The sequence below is a fragment of the Chlamydiales bacterium genome (assembly GCA_041395025.1).
Lineage (GTDB): Bacteria > Chlamydiota > Chlamydiia > Chlamydiales > JAAKFR01 > JAJACP01.
In genome coordinates this window covers 643,563-659,763 of sequence record JAWLBH010000001.1, presented here as the reverse complement: position 1 = coordinate 659,763, position 16,201 = coordinate 643,563, and the positions used below count along the sequence as shown (strand labels likewise).

The following is a 16,201-nucleotide window of genomic DNA, read 5'->3' as shown; positions in this document are numbered from 1 at the left end:
ATTACAAAAATTTTCTTTACAACATCTTTAATTTTACATAATTTTTGGCAAATTAGGATGAGAATATGACATTGTTAGCTGTGACAATCATGAATGGGCCTCCTCCTATTGCTAGGCAGGCTTTTTTAAGAAGGAGTGAGAAGATTACTTTAGTTACTGATCTTGTCATAGCCATCCTTCTTTTGCTTATTGGGAGTTTAAGTTTGATTCAGAAGGGAGGTATAGGGGATCTTGGAGTCTTGTCTTGTTTAGGGACGACGAGTTTGGAAGCGATTGTTTTTATGATAGGAAGCAGCTTTTTGATTCCTATGAGTCATCTTATCATATTGGTCGTGCGAGAATCAAAATATATACGTCAAGTGCATCATTTTGAAAAGGAAAGGGAAAAGATGTTTAATATGAAGACAGCAGAATTAAATCAACGAAAATCTTCACAAGATAAAAGAGCAGCAGATTTGGACTTGATACTTCAAGAGATTAGAAATACAGATCATAGTTTGGTAAATAGAGCACATGAAGTTGATCACTATCTTACTAAGAGACGCGCAGAAATAGAACAACAAGCATGGCAATTGCTCAAAGAGCAACAAGAACATGATTTGCGGGTAAAAAAATTAAGGAAAATGTATGCAGACTTACAACAATATCAGTTCAACAAACCACTAAATCAGAAGAAAAAAAATAGGATCAGTCAATCTGATGGTCTAGGCAAAAGATCCCGTTCTGCAGATGAAAAGAGATATCGTGTTTCTCATTTAGAAGATCATTCAAAGCAAGAAATTAGTGATCAGACATTTTCATTGTCCCGCAAACTTCCTATGGATCAATCTGATAATCACACATTTTTATCCCACACTGATGATCGTACTTTGCTCCGTGATTTAAATATTAAAATAACTTGAAAAATTCTTTTTGTTTTCTCAATCAAATAGACGAAAAGAAAGTGATCAGAAAACCCTTCCTTTTGATTATTTCATCTCCTCATCAGCCATCTCAAGATCACCTATTTTTGAAACAGTAGTTAGATAAGTTTATCTATTTTTCTTTACATCATCTTTAATTTATCATATCTGTTGATCAAATTGGTGAGAATAATGACATTATTGGCTGTAACGCAGATCAATGGATTTCCTCCTATCCCTAGGGAGACTGTTTTAAGAAGAAATGAAAAGATTGCGGTTATTACCGATTTTTTCATAGGCATGCTGCTTGTGATTGTAGGGAGTTTAAGTTTGATTCAGCAGGGAGGGTTAGGGAATCTTGGAGCTTTCTCTTCTTTAGGAACGGTCAGTTTTCCGGGAGCTTTGTCTATGGTAACCATAGGGTTTTTATTGCCGACTAGTAATTTCTTTTTCTTCATCGTTCGAGAATCAAAATATATGCGTCGCGCTAGAGAACGTTTGGTCAAGTTTAAGATGGAAGAAGAAGAGCCTTCCGGAGATCCGAAGATACAGGAGTCAATAGACAATCTAGAAAGCAAAAAACAAGACTTATTGGATGATATAAGGAATTTAGAACAAGATAAAGAGTTATATGAACAGAATCTCGAAGTTCTAAAAAAACAGATTCGTATTTTTTCTTTAAAAAAAAGACATTTAACAAAATCTTTCGACAATTTGGCTAATAAAAACCTGAATAAAGAATCTTTAGTGAATACCGCAAGCAAGAAAGCTCCTTATTCCATATTGAGAAAAGAGAGCGACTTATCTAACCAAGATCACAAGCGATATCAGATGATCCCTCAAAATTCTATTAAAGTGACTCGTTCTAATGAGCTATTATATCTATGGAATGACAAGATAGAGGGTCAAAAAAAAGTCAATTGGAGCAATGAGAGACAGGAAACATTATCGAACCATGATTTAACGTCATCGAGAGTGACATTTGCACCATCTTTTAGCAACTCTGAACAGGGGGTTGAAAATCCTTTTAGTCAGGTTATCAAGAAAAAAAGTCAATTTTGTCAAAATCAATCACTAGAATCAATGGGAAATGAAAGTGAGAGTCTTTAATTATTTTCCTCTATATCATATTTTGGTACATCCCGTGTGTTCATTAAATAAATTAGACAATATATAGTATGGCATTATCTCTTGTGACAAAGATCAATCCACCTCCTATGATTCCTAAAAAGGTGGTTTTAGAAAAAAATGAGAAGATCGCTTTGATCACTGACCTTGTAGTAGCAGTGCTATTATTCATGGTTGGGAGCTTGAGTTTAATCCAGAGGGGAGGGTTAGGAGATCTTGGTAGTTTGTCTTGTCTAGGTTCGATGAGCTCTGTTGGTGCCTTTTTTATGGTAGGAGCCGGGATCTTGCTACCTATGAGTCATCTTCTTTTATTCGCCATAAGAGAATCAAGATATCTATCTCGTTTAAACTCTTTTCTTAAGAAAAATAGCAGAAGAGAACAAGGATCTTATGATCAAGTAGACGAGCACCATCCAATTCTGCAACATATCTCCAATAATCCGCTTCTTAAAACAGATACAAAGCCGAGAAGAAAAAAGAGAGTGTTGACTCAAAAGAAACAAAATAGAGAACTAAAAAAAATTCTTGCAGAAGATTTTTGTCAAAAAGCGAGTGATCAGGCCATCCAAGAACAGTACAATGCCAATAAATAAGAATGGAGAGTTGGACTTGTTATCTCAGAAGAAGATGGGAAAGAGAGGGTCAAAAAGATGGATCAGATATGTTTTCTATTTTCATTATACAAATTGAGCCCGTTCTTTTTCAGTGAGTTCACGATATTGGCCTAAAGGGAGATGATTTAGGGTTAAGGGACCAAGGCGAATCCTGATCAGTTGTTGAGGATGAAGCCCAGCATGAGCAAGCAGAAGACGGACTTCGTGTTTCTTACCTTCAGAGATAACAATTTTGATGGTTCCTCGGCGTACTTTTTTTACTGAAAGAGGTTTGATCAATTTTTCGTCGATATTGATCCCTTGTGCAAGAGTTTTTAAGTGTGTGGAAGTGATCTCTTGGTCTGTTTTTGCAAGATATTCTTTAGTGATTTTATGAGAAGGGTGGATGATACGATGGGCAAATAGGCCATCATTAGTCACTAGGAGTAGACCCTGTGTCTCTTGATCAAGTCGACCGACTGTAAAAAGACGTAAATCAATATGGGAAAAAAAATGGAGAATGGATTTTTTGGATTTAGTAGGATGAGTACAGATATATCCCGCTGGTTTATTAAGAAGAAAATAGACCTTTTTTTCCTCATGTTTCACCGTTTTTCCATTAAAAATAAGACGATCTGTTTGAGGATCGACTAAAGTTTGAGGGAGCTTGACTACAACGCCATTGACAGCGACCTCTCCTTTTAAAATCAGTTTTTCAGCTGCACGTCTAGAAGCAATCCCAGCCGCGGCTAAGACTTTAGCAAGTCTTTTTTTCATTTTTTGTCATTAATTATAAAGTTTATATAATTCTGCCATCAATGAGATATTATGGCACAGCTTATTTTAATTAGGCACGGAGAATCTCTATGGAATAAAAAAGGGATTTTCACAGGTTGGATTGATATTCCTTTAAGTAGACAAGGCGTTGATGAGGCATTGCGTGCTGGAGAGCAGCTAAAAACGATTCGGATAGATTGCATTTACACCTCCGATTTGATTCGTAGCATTATGACAGCGTTATTAATCATGACCGTCCATCAATCAGGCAAGGTGCCGGTAGTTTTGCATTCGAAACAAGCAAAATTTTATGATTGGAGATCTCCTTCTGGGTTAGCAGAAGGGGAATTCATTCCTGTTTGCTGCGCATGGGAACTTAATGAGCGGATGTATGGAACCCTGCAAGGTCAAGGTAAAGAAAAGATTCGAATGGAGTTTGGAGAGGCTCAGATTAAAGCTTGGAGACGGGATTTTACTGAGTCTCCTCCAGGTGGTGAGAGTTTAAAAATGACGAGCGAACGAACTATCCCTTATTTTACATCAAACATTCTTCCTCATTTGATTGACGGGGAAACAGTTTTGCTTGCAGCCCACGGGAACTCTTTACGCTCAATTATTATGCATCTTGAACATTTACGAGAGAAAGAGGTTTTATCTCTTGAGGTCCCAACCGGAGAACCTTGGATCTATACTTATCAAAAAGGCAAGTTTATCAGAGAGAATGATGGAACTTAAAGAAGCTTATACAATTCTCTACAATCTTGTTGGTGCAAACAAAGAAGATCATTTTATTTTTACTTCCTCAGGAGCTGAAAGTGTGAATCATGCAGTTTTGGCCACCTATTTGGATGTGACTCGAAAAACAGGAAAAAATCATTTTATCAGTGGAGTAGTTGATGAAGCCCCTGCTATCATGGCAATGAGTCGCCTGACTGACTTGAATTGTACCTATGTAACAGCTCCTGTAGATCGATTTGGACAGATTTCTGCGCAAGCAGTTATGGAAACTTTAACTCCACGTACAGCCATGGTCTCTCTTTCTTGGGCAAATAGATTGACAGGAGTCATTCAGCCTGTGGCTGAGATTGGAGAATTATGCCGTGATCGAGGAATAGTATTTCATGTAGATGCGACTCATGTATTGGGAAAAGGAGAGTATACACTTGAAGCAAGTAAAGCGGATTTACTTACATTTGATGGATTCATCGATGGAACAGGGGGACTCTTTATGCGGGCAGGAGTAGAAATGAGCCCCTTAATTTTAGGGGGCAATGAACAAGCACAGATGCGAGCGGGAAGGATAAATTTAGCGGGTTTGCATATGCTTGCCAAAGCTGCACAAGAAGCCATGCGCTTTTGCGATCATTTTGGTCTTGAGGTAGCAAGGTTGCGTAATCAATTTGAAGAGATTATCGGTCCAGGACTGTTTTTTGAGAAAACACGGTTACCTCATATTTCTGCTCATATTTTTTCTGGCGTGACAAGTGATGCGCTCCTTTATCTATTAAATAGAAGAGGAATAGATCATGCAACTTTTGGAGGAAACCATTTACAGCATCTCATGCATATCCTTCGAGAGTGTGGCGTAGAAGGACAAGATATCCATAGTGGATTGAGTTTTTCTTTTTCTCATGACATCACTCAAAAAGACATTGAGAAGACGGCTAAAGAAACATTAGAAGTTGTGAAGCACTTAAGGAGTTTAAGTCATGAGTTACGATGATCTTTTGAAAACTTCCCTTTGGAATCGTTATAGTAAAAAAATGATCAGTAAAATTGAATCTCCTCGTAATGGTGGATCATTTAAAGAAGAGGATGCAAATGAGCGAGGAATGCGACTGGTCATCGGATCTGAAGGATCTCTAGAAGAAGGAAGTGCTCTTGCTTTTTATTGGTTTGTAGATCCGATGGATGGAGTGATCGTAGATGCTAAGTTTCAAGTCTTTGGTCCATCAGCTCTGATTGCAGCTGCTGAGGTAGCCTGTGAATTTCTTATTAGTAAAAGCTATGATCAGGCAAGAAGAATGAGTGCTGAGCTTTTAGATAAGCAGTTACGAGATAAACCGGATCAAGTAGCTTTTCCTGATGAACTCGTTGAGTATCTCAATCTTGTGATTGATGCAGTTGACAATGCAGTTGAGCAATGTCTAGATATTCCTTTATCTAAGCAATATACGACGCCTATTCCAAACGAGCCTTTACCAGAAGGCTATCCTGGGTGGTCTCAACTTTCTGACAAAGAAAAATATGCTGTGGTTGAAAAGCTATTAGATGAACAGATCCGTCCTTATATTGAACTCGATGCTGGAGGGATTCAGATTGCTAAGCTAGAAGAAAAAACCCTCACGATTTCTTATCAAGGAGCTTGTACTTCATGTCTTTCTGCCATTGGAACCACATTATCAGCTATTCAGCAAATCATTCAGACAAAAATTCATCCAGATATTGTAGTGATTCCTGATATGGAAGGTCTAGAACTATAAACACTCCTAAGTGAATAAGAAAAAGAAAGAGTTTACTTAAGATCATTTAGAGGAGTTTAAAGCCTTATGAAAGGAGAGTAAAATTTTCTTTAAGACTCTAGAAATTTTCCATACTTTTTTTGTTTCACATTTCAGTGAAGTGGCAGGTTGATTAATTTTGGAAAACATCTCTTCAGACATATTCACATTCAATCCTAAACCAATAATCATGCCAATTTTTGTTGAGCATTCTTTTGTTTCACATAAAATGCCTCCAATCTTTTTATCTGCAACTAGCAAATCGTTAGGCCATTTCAGTGTACAGGATAACCGAAATGATTTAAGACAATCTATAATTGAGGTGGCAAGTAGATAAGTGAAATAAAGAGGTTCCTCTCGATCTCGATCAATGAAAAAACAGAAGCTCGCATATAGATTGTCTCCTTTTGGTGAGATCCATCTTCTTCCATACTGTCCTCTACCCCGTTCTTGGTAATCGGCTGTGACGAGTGTGAGGGCATGGGGGGGGAAAGTGTGAATTTTTTGCTTTCCCCAGTCATTTGTTGAGATCAGGCTTTCAAAATGGTGGTGGATGATATCCATGAAAAAAATTATACTCATGAGAGAGTATATGTGGAACGATCGATTCATTTTTCGCATTGATTGGCGTGTGATTCCTATCATTCTTGCATTGATGGTGATGAGCTTACTTGTGATTGCGGCTACTGATCCAGCTTGCATTAATGGGAATGAATATGGATTTTTGACTCCTAAAGTGACAAGACAAATCCAACATTTTTTTCTTGGCTGGGGGGTATTTTTTCTTTTTTCTGGGATGGATTACAATAAGATACGTGAATGGGCTTGGATTCTCTATCTACTCATGATTGTTAGTTTAGTGGGACTTTTTTTTGCCCCAACCATTCAAAGTGTCCACAGATGGTATAAAATCCCTCTCATTGATGTGAGCATACAACCCTCTGAGTATGCAAAGCTCATTGTAGTCATTAGCTTGAGTTGGTTTCTGGAACGCAATCAGTTTCAAGCTAGAAATTGGAGAACTTCAATTATTGGAGTATCTATTTTTGCCATTCCCTTCTTATTGATTCTTAAGCAACCTGATTTAGGTACTGCCTTAGTCCTCTATTTAATTGCACTTGTCATGTTTTATTTAGGTAATCTACATCCTGGTTTTGTGCGGATTATGATGGTTTTAGGGACATTTTTTTTGATTTTTATCCTTCTGGTTTTTACAGGAGTTTTCTCACATGAACACATCCGTCCTTATGCAACAAAAATTCTTAAAGAATATCAATATGAACGCCTTAATCCAAATAACCACCATCAATGGGCTGCTCTTACTGCCATAGGAGTTGGGGGGATCACAGGTAGTGGTTGGCGAGCTAGTGAATTTACCGGAAGAGGATGGCTTCCTTATGGATATACCGATTCAGTTTTTCCTGCTTTTGGTGAAGAGTTTGGATTGATAGGGTTACTGATGATGCTAATTATATTTTATTGTTTAATCTATTTTGGATTTCAAGTGACTGTTGCAGCAAAAGATAGATTTGGTTGTATGCTCTCTGCAGGTGTGACTGTCTATATTGCAATGCATATTCTTGTGAATATCAGTATGATGTGTGGATTTTTACCAGTCACAGGTGTTCCTTTAATCTTAGTCTCCTATGGAGGATCGTCAGTTTTTGTTACAATGGCTGCGCTTGGAATTTTACAAAGCATTTATAGTAGAAGATTCATGTTTTAATATTTTGATATATTCTTTCGAAAGAAGCATAAGAAATGCATTAGATAGCAGACTTTAGGAATTTTCATCCATCTCGACTTTTTGCAGGAGATTTAATCCGAACTGATGATCAATGGTTTTAAAAAAAAATAAAAATTCTATTTTTAAATCTTTAGAAAAATATTTATATTGAATGAATCAGTTTTTTGTCATGGAGAATGAGGGGAAGAATATCGATTAAAGTGGGAAACCATCTCATTCCTCTTTGATAAACTAAACGAGCAGCAATATGCGATGCAATGATAGCTTTTTTATGATTATCAGGCACTTTTGTTAAAAGTTGCGTTTCAAATTTTTCACGTAGGATCCTTGGACAATAGTGCAAAAAGCAAGCTACGAGTGGATCTTTGGGATTACTAGGAAGTTCAATGGTTTCTAGATAATCAAGAAGTTGATCAGTAAAATAGTTGATTCGTTTAGAAATATCCTCAGAAATCTCAGTCAGAGGTTTACCTTCTTTTTTATGTTCTTTGAGCATTAAAGAACCCTCATCATAGGCACACTTTTTTAATCGTTCTAAAATCTCTGCAACCAAGATAGATTTATATTTAATAAACTCTTGATCAGTAAGTGTGAGTCCACACAAAATTTCGAAGGAAGAACAAATGACTCCTCCTTTATTTGCAGAACTATCTTTAATAATTAAAACCCCCATTTTTTCAAGGTAATGGCATGCCCAAGAGGAGAGATAGAGATTTGCTCCTTCTACAATCGCTTTTGAGGTTGGACGACCTTCTGCATCTAAAAATTCTTTATAATTTGTATCATGCAAAGTTTCAGGACGTCCTCCGCAAGGGATAAAAATATCAGCTGGTGTTTGATGTAAATTGTGACGCAATAAAGTGTTTGTTTCATTCCCTGAAAGCCAATCAGCAATAATGTTTCCTTCCTTATTTCGCCAACAAAGTGTTTGTTGTAAATACTCAGTAGGTTCACGTCGGTTCTCACGATCGAGCAAAAATCCTCCTGGTGATAGCTTTTCATAAGGATAAAAGCGGATGGGTTGCCCTTTTTTGAATAATTCAACTACTACTCCCAAATCGAGCCCGTTAGGGTCATGAATCGTTCCGGAAATATCTGTAAGAGCGACCAGTTTTGCTGTATTCGGATAGTGAGTATAGAGGTTTTTAATCTGGTTACCTGCAACATCACCATCAGGACCTCCCGAAATTTTCACTCTAAATTCCTGTTTCTCGGGATGAATATTTAAATAGTTGAGCATCGCATGCATATAGACATTGACTCCAAGAGAAGTCACACCATACTCTTTGTGGTTAATCCCAATTTTTGGTTTGCCGCTGATAAATGCCCCTCCAGGCCTATAGCCATCTCTTTGACTTTCACTGGCAATCCATTCGATCATAGAATTATGCATATTTTCATCAGGGCCTAAATAGATATACTCAGGTTTTTTCCAGTAATCAACAATATGTTTAGCTTTCAGATTGCCATTTAGATCACAATTGACCAGAGAGAGAAAATTCTTAATAAAAGAACGCTGCGTTTGATAGAGATATTCAAGTTTTTGTTCATTTTTAAAGGTATTGAGCCTGGTTTCAATCTCCTCAGAAGCCATTCCAGTGAGATACATTTCACGAGATAGAATTGCCATTTCAGAAACAAGTCGTTCATATGGTTTTAAGAAAATTACACCTTTAGCTCCCCCTTCTGGAATATCTTTATTCTTTTTTTGTTGAGTATAAGCTAAATGGTAACATTCGATAAAAATCGTATTACGTTCGGCAAGCATTCTTTCTTTGATTTCAGGGAAAATGGTGCGTAATCCACCTCTAGAAAGGTCTTTGAAACGAATATGGAATCCTAAAAAATGCATTCCTTTAATGAAAAAAATTGCAAATGGAAGTACAGGAAAGAGCTTTGTCCTATCAAAAGGCGTATAATCCAAATAAGCTGGATCAAGACGAAACGCATAGGCAGTTTTATTATTCCTATAAAAATTTGTTTTGAGAGTGTGGCTAACAAAATTCATTCCCTGTAAAAGAATATTTTTTCTTCGTTTATCATGAAATTCATGGCCTGTATCAAGTTGATCGACTAATTCTAAAAACTCTTCTCTACTTTTCTCAAATTTTTCTAGACTATGTTTATGAGGATGGAATTTATCTTCGAAAGCTTGACAGAGTTTGATAGTTAGTTCACTATGGCGACATAACCCTTCCTCAATATTTTCTAGATCATAAAGATTAGGATCGACGTTAATCAAGACTTGATGAATAAAATGCATCATCGCACGTAGGAAATTGGCAAGATTTCCACGTAATAATCCTTTACTCACAAAAGTCGCATCATATTGATCAAGTGAACCAAAATATTTCAGTGTCACGAGTTCCTGCAAAAAATCTGCAATATCGGCGGCTTCCCATGCCGCTTCTCCTTTTGCTCCATGAATTTCAAAAGAAAGCATAAAAATATTTTGCGTTTTATAGGGTTTGATATACGCTGCGTTGACACGGCGCATTACAAGCTTATGTTGATGTACAATGCGTGCTAAGCGGTAGAGAAAGTTATGTTTAGGCACGTTTTTCCAAGCCAACACGATAGACATAGAAGGAGAATCTACTCTGTCCCAATTCTCTTCGTATTGAACTTCATATTGGCAATGGTCACGTATTTGTGCACGTTCAAACATCTCGACAGCAAATACTTGCCCTTCAATTGGGATCTTACGTAAAAAGCGTGGTACAATCTGATCAATGAGTCGATCTATTTTCCCCATCGACCAATTAGGGTGACGTGCTTTTAAGAGATGATTTAGCTCATGGCGAGTTTCTGTGGTTAGAGGAGGATCAGTGAGCTCAATTGCTTCTGTAAAATAAATCGTGGCAATCCGTAATTTACCTTGAATTGTGGCAAATGGGATCAACTCTCGAGAAATATAAGTTGTATAATTTCTAATCCCATACATGGGGTAATTTTTTAAAATATTTACATCGGCTTCAGGACTATCAATGCAAAGAGAGATGGCAGCATTTTTTAGATGAATTTCAGAAAAAAAATCCTGTTCTTCAAATCCCATCAAGCTATGCACAATAAGAGAAATCCATTCTTTTTCAATTTCTTGGAAAAATAGACGAGGCATACTCTTTTCTAACCACAAATAGCACTGTTCAAAACGTTCCAGCTCTTCTTTGATAGCTTTTTTCATTTGTTCCGGTGGCAATTTGGGCTCTACCATACTCTTACCTCTTTCTTAATAGTCTCAATGCATTTAGACCAACAAGGACGGTTCCCCCTTCATGTAAAAGCACAGCTAGCCATAAAGGAATCCATCCAGAAATCGCAGGCATAGTTGCACAGAAAATCGCTGCTGCTGCAATCGAAACATTCTGCTTAACAATACGCCCAACTTGATGGGCTTTATTGACAAGCCAATGGAGCAGATCAATACGATCTTGCAAAAAAATGATATCAGAGGCATCGATTGCTGTACTACTTCCCACTTGTCCCATGGAAATACCAACAGTTGCGTGTGCAAGAGCCGGCGCATCATTGATGCCATCTCCCACCATTGCTAAATTTTCTTCTTGGGAAATATAAGCCAGTTTATCTTCGGGACGTAGATTAGCATAATATTCAGACAATCCAACTTCTTCTGCAATCGAGCGAGCACTAGCTTCATGGTCACCAGATAACATAATTAGGCGCATCCCCCATTTTTCTTTAAGGGTACGTAGAGTAGCCATCACACCTGGACGTATTTGATCACGAAAGCGAAAGAGAGCATGTTCTTCTCCTACACGCAATACAGTTACAATCTCTCCTCGTTTTTTAATTGTTTCGACTTGTTTCATATCTGACAATAGCCAGTCAGGATTTCCAATACGCACCTCTTTGTCTTCAAACTTTCCTTCCAATCCATACCCAGGAATTAAACGAAAATCGGTAATGTTTGCAGGAAGGACTCCTTTTGCTTCAGCAAAATTAGTGATTGCTTGAGCAATCGGATGAACAGCAGAACGTTCAAGTGCATAGGCAATAGAAAGCAAAGTTTGGTCATTTTTTTCTGTAATCATTTCTAAACAAACAAGGTTACCTGTTGTCAATGTTCCTGTTTTATCCATTGCAATAGTAGAACATTTTGCTAGTGCATCTAATACCATTCCTCCCTTAAGCAAGATTCCTTGTTTTGCACAGCAGCTAATAGCACTTAAATAGGCAATTGGCATTGCAATAATCAAAGCACAAGGAGAGGCAGCGATCAGAAAAGTCAGAGCTCGATAAATTGATCCCTCAGCACCTAAGTAAGGAATATGAAAAATCCAGGGGAAGGTCAAGGCAAAAATAAAAGCAAGAGAGATAATAGAAATCGCATAACGGTTACTCAAAGTATCAATCCATCTCTGTAATTTGGGTTTTGTCTCTTGAGCTTGGATAATGAGTTGGATAATACGAGCTAAGGTTGAGTTAGAACTAGTATGAGTGACGCAGATGGTTAGTGCCCCTTCTAAGTTGCGTCCTCCTGCAGGGACATGATCTCCAATTGAGCAAGTCACAGGAAGACTTTCTCCGGTGAGATGAGCTAAATTCAGGGAAGAGGAACCCGCAACGACTTGCCCATCTAACGGAATTAATTCACCTGCTTTCACATGAATTTGTGTTTTAAGAGGAATATCTTTGATAGAACGAGAGATCAGCGTCCCATCTTTTTGTACAACATAGGCTTTTTGAGGAGCAAGTTTTTTCAAAGAGCTAATCGCTCCCTTAGCCTTTGTACGAACAGCTTCCTCCATAGATCCTGAAAGAGAGAAGAGGACCAATAAAAGAGCCCCTTCTCTTCCACTACCAATTAAAATAGATAAAAAAGCTGCTAGAGTCATGAGTACATCAATATTGATCTCAAAATTAAGAATATCTTCAATAGAAGCAATTAATGCTGGAATTCCAGCTAAGAAATAGGTGATTAGGAGAAAAAGATGAGAAAGACTTTCATTCCCTGGGAAAAAAGAACAGATAAAAGTACAGAAAAGTGGAATGACAGAAACAAGAGAGCTTTTTAGCCCAATATTTTTCCCCCATTTACGCGATTTTGGAGTGAGGAAAGGACTAATACTCTCTTCTAATCCTGATTCGAAAAACTCATCGAATAGCTCTATACCACCAGTTGTTGCAGGAAAAAGATTACGTATATTCATAGTTAATTAAGTATTTGAAATAAAAAATACCCTATTCCAAACCCTAGCATTCCTATACTAAGATTCCAAATGATGGCAGGAATCGGTCGGTTTTTTTCATAAAGAGCTGAAAACATGGAACTCCCTGTTATCAGCAAAAAAGATGCAATTAGGATGCCATAAGGGAGCAGAAGAAAACAAGTCAGGCTAAAAGCGAATGCAGTGACAGAACCAATAGCAGCTCCTAAACATTGTTTTAGGGGATGTTCAATAGTTTGAAGAGTTAAACCCATTTCTTCCTCTAACATGACTTTTAAGAGTCGGTCTTGATCTGCCATTAAAGTGTCAACTACATCATTCAGTAGCTTTCCTTCTAATCCTTTTGCCTGATAAAGAGCGATTAATTCTTCTCGTTCTTGTGGACGATGATGGTCAATTTCATATTTTTCTTGTTCAATAAGACGGTGAAGACGTTCTAAACGGGCCCAGCCTAACCAACCACTTCTACCCGATGTCCATGCAACTATTGCACAGCCAAAAGCGATAAAAACAGGAAGGTGAGAGGAAAAGATAGAAAGAAGAGTCAAGAGTATTGCCATCTCACATATCGCATCCAAACCAGCTGCAAGATGACTAGCCATTTCTGTTCCATGAAGCTCAGGAATTGACAGCCTTCCTTGAGCGCGTTTTCCTATTACATGGGAAAGAGGATCTTGATTTTCAAAATGTTTATTCACTTACTCACATGCTTTATTGGTTAAAAAATTTGAAAACCTAATTTTTAGATTAATTGTAGCTAAGAAGTACCTAAAGAGCCAAATCACCTCTCTATCTAGAGAAAAGTCATTCTAGCTCAAAACTCTCTGGGTGTCCAGTTTCTATTGAGTTTTAAAATTTTTATTTCTAAGTCAAAAGAGATGTCCCGAGTTTTTCAGCTAAAACTGATGGAAGATTTACAGAGCCATCCATATTTTGATGATTTTCAAGCAGCGCCACCATAAGGCGAGGTGTTGCTAGTCCTGAACCATTTAAAGTATGTACGAGCTCTAACTTTCCTTTGTTTGGGCGGTAACGAATTTGTGAGCGACGTGCCTGATAGTCAGTGCAATTTGAGATTGAAGAGACCTCATAAAAACAATTTTGTCCAGGCAGCCATACCTCGATATCTATTGTTTTCGCAGCCGTAAAAGACATATCACCAGTGACAAGTTTTGTCAGGCGATAATGCAAATCTAACCCTTTTAAAATTTGTTCAGCAACTTCGATCATTTGCTCCATCATCATTTCACTCTCTTCTGGTTTAGTGAAACAAAACATCTCAACTTTATGGAATTGATGAACACGAATTAATCCCCGCTCTTGTTTTCCCGCACTGCCTGCCTCACGCCTAAAACAGGGGGTAAAAGCAGCATACTTTAGAGGGAGATCTTCTTCTAGGAGAATTTCATCGTAGTGGAGTCCATTGAGGATAACTTCTGCGGTTGGAATAAGAAAAAGCGGATGATCTTCATCAGTTGTTTTATAAAACTGTCCATCAAATTTTGGAATTTGGCCCGAACCAAACATGATCAGAGGGCGAACCATCAGGGGAGGCAGCCAAAACTCAAATCCATTCAGTTGTTGTGTTTCAATCATATAATTAATCAACGCCCATTCTAAACGCGCTCCCATTCCACGATAAGCTGGCCACCCTGTTCCAGTTGTTTTTGCGGTACGATGAAAATCGAATAAATTTAATTTTTCATTTAAATCTAGATGATGCTTAGGATTAAAGGAAAAAAGAGGTTTCTTTCCAATAATTTTGATCACTTCATTTTCTGTTTTATCTTGTGAGTCTTTGATCTCATCCATAGGGAGATTTGGAAGACGAGAGAGAGTTTCAATAAATTTCTCCTCGACTTCATTCAAATCACGATCAAGAGAGGTAATGGCATCACCTATTTGTCGAATTTCTTCTCTTAGTTCTCTAATCTCTTCCCCTCTCTTTTTTTTCTTTCCAAAGAGTTTGGATTTTTCATTTCTCTTTGCTTTAAGGGTTTCGGATTGCATCATCAGATTCCGCAGCTGATCATCTAGTTCAAGAAGAGAGTCCAGATTAAGGTCAGGGTCTTTTTTTTTAAGCCGTGCTTCTATATTTTTCCTATCCTTCCGAATAAGCTTGATATCCAACATACTCGTCCCTATGATTTTTATGTGAGTATATGGCAGACAGAGAAGCGCAACAACTCTTTTTTATGCGTCGTGCAATTCGTTTAGGAGCACGAGGACGGCTTACTGCACCTCCTAATCCTTGGGTCGGTTGTATTATTGTAAAAGAAGGAGACGTTATTGGAGAGGGCTATCATGTCGCTCCTGGCCATCCCCATGCTGAAATTGTAGCTCTTCAACAAGCTAAAGGTGCGGCTAAAGGTGCCACTGCTTATGTCAGCTTAGAACCCTGTCCTCATCAGGGTAGAACTCCTTCTTGTGTAGATGCGCTTATAGAAGCAGGAATCAGAGAAGTGATTATACCTTTTACAGATCCTGATCACCGTGTTTCCGGACAGGGGGTTAAAATCCTGCAAAAAAAAGGGGTCGAAGTCAGGATAGGTGTGGGAAAAAAAGAAGCTAAAGAATCTCTTCTTCCCTATCTTCACCATCGCTATACGTATACTCCTTTCTGTCTTTTAAAAGCTGCAGTCAGTATTGATGGACGAATGGCAGCTCAGGATGGTACATCAAAATGGATTACCTCTGTAAAAGCCCGATCGAATGTACAACTTCTTAGAGCACAATCTCAGGCTATTCTTGTAGGTTCAAATACAGCTTTGCTAGATCAGCCTCAACTCACTGTCCGTGGTCAAGTCGATCAGCCATTGCGTGTTTTAATTGATTCGCAAGGAAAAGTCCCTCCAGAGGGGCCTTTATTTGACCCCTCTCTTGCACAAACTTTGGTATTTACGAGCCATAAAAAATGGGAAAAAAAAGGCATTGAAATCCTTGAGCTTCCAAAAATTGATTTACAAGTTGTACTTAAAGAGCTTGGCCAACGAGGAATCATTCAGTTGTTAATTGAAGGAGGAGCTACTCTACACAGCGTCTTTCTAAAAGAAAGGCAAGCTCATCGATGTGCTCTTTATATTGGCAATTGTTTACTTGGATCTTGTGGTCAGCCTTTTGCTTCAACACTCAATGTATCTACCATGCAAGAAGCTCCTTCTTGGAAGCTGGAAAAGGTTTACCGTTTTGGAAGCTCTATACGTTTGGATTATCTCATTCAAGAGACGATCTCAATTAGCTAATTTTTATTTAATAAAAAATATTTAAAAATTATTTTTATAATTTCACCTCCTAAAAAGGGAATAACAGACTATATTTTTTTATCACAAGTAGCATGAGAAATCAGAGAATTAAAGATATAGAA

At 37.8% G+C, this 16,201-nt stretch carries 14 protein-coding genes; 8 read left to right on the top strand and 6 right to left on the bottom strand.

Annotated elements, in window-relative coordinates; translation table 11 throughout:
* Positions 1-65: 65 nt before the first annotated feature.
* The 3 genes from R3E91_03010 (at position 66) to R3E91_03000 (ending at position 2,623) form a co-directional block, all read left to right on the top strand.
* On the top strand, positions 66-902 hold the full coding sequence (locus R3E91_03010) for a hypothetical protein (protein MEZ5315166.1): 837 nt from the start codon (positions 66-68) through the stop codon (positions 900-902).
* A gap of 171 nt (positions 903-1,073) precedes the next feature.
* On the top strand, positions 1,074-2,012 hold the full coding sequence (locus R3E91_03005) for a hypothetical protein (protein MEZ5315165.1): 939 nt from the start codon (positions 1,074-1,076) through the stop codon (positions 2,010-2,012).
* A 68-nt stretch (positions 2,013-2,080) separates the two neighbouring features.
* The gene (locus R3E91_03000) at positions 2,081-2,623 is read left to right on the top strand and encodes a hypothetical protein (protein ID MEZ5315164.1); all 543 of its coding nucleotides are present in this window, start codon (positions 2,081-2,083) and stop codon (positions 2,621-2,623) included.
* 84 nt (positions 2,624-2,707) lie between these two features.
* Here the strand turns inward: R3E91_03000 and R3E91_02995 are convergent, their stop codons facing one another.
* Positions 2,708-3,400 carry a pseudouridine synthase gene (locus R3E91_02995; protein MEZ5315163.1) on the bottom strand — a complete coding sequence of 231 codons (693 nt, stop codon included), beginning with the start codon at positions 3,398-3,400 and terminating at the stop codon, positions 2,708-2,710.
* A 51-nt stretch (positions 3,401-3,451) separates the two neighbouring features.
* Between R3E91_02995 and R3E91_02990 the strand changes: the two genes are divergently transcribed.
* From R3E91_02990 to R3E91_02980, 3 genes are read left to right on the top strand one after another with little or no spacing between them, the layout of a single operon-like run.
* Entirely contained in the window at positions 3,452-4,135 is a 684-nt protein-coding gene (locus R3E91_02990; GenBank protein ID MEZ5315162.1) for a histidine phosphatase family protein, read from the top strand.
* On the top strand, positions 4,122-5,123 hold the full coding sequence (locus R3E91_02985) for an aminotransferase class V-fold PLP-dependent enzyme (protein MEZ5315161.1): 1,002 nt from the start codon (positions 4,122-4,124) through the stop codon (positions 5,121-5,123). The genes R3E91_02990 and R3E91_02985 overlap by 14 nt, the downstream gene beginning before the upstream one ends.
* Positions 5,110-5,883: an iron-sulfur cluster assembly scaffold protein gene (locus R3E91_02980; GenBank protein MEZ5315160.1), complete on the top strand. Its 774-nt coding sequence runs from the start codon at positions 5,110-5,112 to the stop codon at positions 5,881-5,883. The genes R3E91_02985 and R3E91_02980 overlap by 14 nt, the downstream gene beginning before the upstream one ends.
* A 42-nt stretch (positions 5,884-5,925) precedes the next feature.
* On the opposite strand, the gene R3E91_02975 is transcribed toward R3E91_02980, so the two are convergent.
* Positions 5,926-6,465, bottom strand: a complete 540-nt coding sequence (locus R3E91_02975; GenBank protein MEZ5315159.1) for a biotin--[acetyl-CoA-carboxylase] ligase — start codon at positions 6,463-6,465, stop codon at positions 5,926-5,928.
* Positions 6,466-6,493: 28 nt separating this feature from the next.
* Here R3E91_02975 and R3E91_02970 point away from each other — a divergent pair, with 28 nt between their 5' ends.
* A complete protein-coding gene (locus R3E91_02970) occupies positions 6,494-7,627 on the top strand; it encodes an FtsW/RodA/SpoVE family cell cycle protein (GenBank protein ID MEZ5315158.1) in 1,134 nt (377 codons plus the stop codon).
* A gap of 163 nt (positions 7,628-7,790) precedes the next feature.
* On the opposite strand, the gene R3E91_02965 is transcribed toward R3E91_02970, so the two are convergent.
* The 4 genes from R3E91_02965 to serS all read right to left on the bottom strand — a co-directional run bounded on the left by R3E91_02965 (position 7,791) and on the right by serS (position 14,970).
* Positions 7,791-10,862, bottom strand: coding sequence for an NAD-glutamate dehydrogenase (locus tag R3E91_02965; protein ID MEZ5315157.1), 3,072 nt, complete (start codon positions 10,860-10,862; stop codon positions 7,791-7,793).
* A 4-nt stretch (positions 10,863-10,866) separates the two neighbouring features.
* Positions 10,867-12,819, bottom strand: coding sequence for a heavy metal translocating P-type ATPase (locus R3E91_02960; GenBank protein MEZ5315156.1), 1,953 nt, complete (start codon positions 12,817-12,819; stop codon positions 10,867-10,869).
* A gap of 2 nt (positions 12,820-12,821) precedes the next feature.
* Entirely contained in the window at positions 12,822-13,535 is a 714-nt protein-coding gene (locus R3E91_02955) for a VIT1/CCC1 transporter family protein (protein MEZ5315155.1), read from the bottom strand.
* A gap of 166 nt (positions 13,536-13,701) precedes the next feature.
* The gene (gene serS / locus R3E91_02950) at positions 13,702-14,970 is read right to left on the bottom strand and encodes a serine--tRNA ligase (protein ID MEZ5315154.1); all 1,269 of its coding nucleotides are present in this window, start codon (positions 14,968-14,970) and stop codon (positions 13,702-13,704) included.
* Between the two features lie 29 nt (positions 14,971-14,999).
* Between serS and ribD the strand changes: the two genes are divergently transcribed.
* Positions 15,000-16,079, top strand: a complete 1,080-nt coding sequence (gene ribD / locus R3E91_02945; GenBank protein ID MEZ5315153.1) for a bifunctional diaminohydroxyphosphoribosylaminopyrimidine deaminase/5-amino-6-(5-phosphoribosylamino)uracil reductase RibD — start codon at positions 15,000-15,002, stop codon at positions 16,077-16,079.
* Positions 16,080-16,201: the final 122 nt, after the last annotated feature.

Coding starts and splice junctions, on each gene's coding strand:
- R3E91_02975 (MEZ5315159.1), bottom strand. CDS start 6,465: ATGGATATCATCCACCACCATTTTGAAAGCCTGATCTCAACAAATGAC.
- R3E91_02965 (MEZ5315157.1), bottom strand. CDS start 10,862: ATGGTAGAGCCCAAATTGCCACCGGAACAAATGAAAAAAGCTATCAAA.
- R3E91_02960 (MEZ5315156.1), bottom strand. CDS start 12,819: ATGAATATACGTAATCTTTTTCCTGCAACAACTGGTGGTATAGAGCTA.
- ribD (MEZ5315153.1), top strand. CDS start 15,000: ATGGCAGACAGAGAAGCGCAACAACTCTTTTTTATGCGTCGTGCAATT.
- R3E91_02990 (MEZ5315162.1), top strand. CDS start 3,452: ATGGCACAGCTTATTTTAATTAGGCACGGAGAATCTCTATGGAATAAA.
- R3E91_02995 (MEZ5315163.1), bottom strand. CDS start 3,400: ATGAAAAAAAGACTTGCTAAAGTCTTAGCCGCGGCTGGGATTGCTTCT.
- R3E91_03000 (MEZ5315164.1), top strand. CDS start 2,081: ATGGCATTATCTCTTGTGACAAAGATCAATCCACCTCCTATGATTCCT.
- R3E91_02980 (MEZ5315160.1), top strand. CDS start 5,110: ATGAGTTACGATGATCTTTTGAAAACTTCCCTTTGGAATCGTTATAGT.
- R3E91_02970 (MEZ5315158.1), top strand. CDS start 6,494: ATGTGGAACGATCGATTCATTTTTCGCATTGATTGGCGTGTGATTCCT.
- R3E91_03010 (MEZ5315166.1), top strand. CDS start 66: ATGACATTGTTAGCTGTGACAATCATGAATGGGCCTCCTCCTATTGCT.
- R3E91_02985 (MEZ5315161.1), top strand. CDS start 4,122: ATGATGGAACTTAAAGAAGCTTATACAATTCTCTACAATCTTGTTGGT.
- serS (MEZ5315154.1), bottom strand. CDS start 14,970: ATGTTGGATATCAAGCTTATTCGGAAGGATAGGAAAAATATAGAAGCA.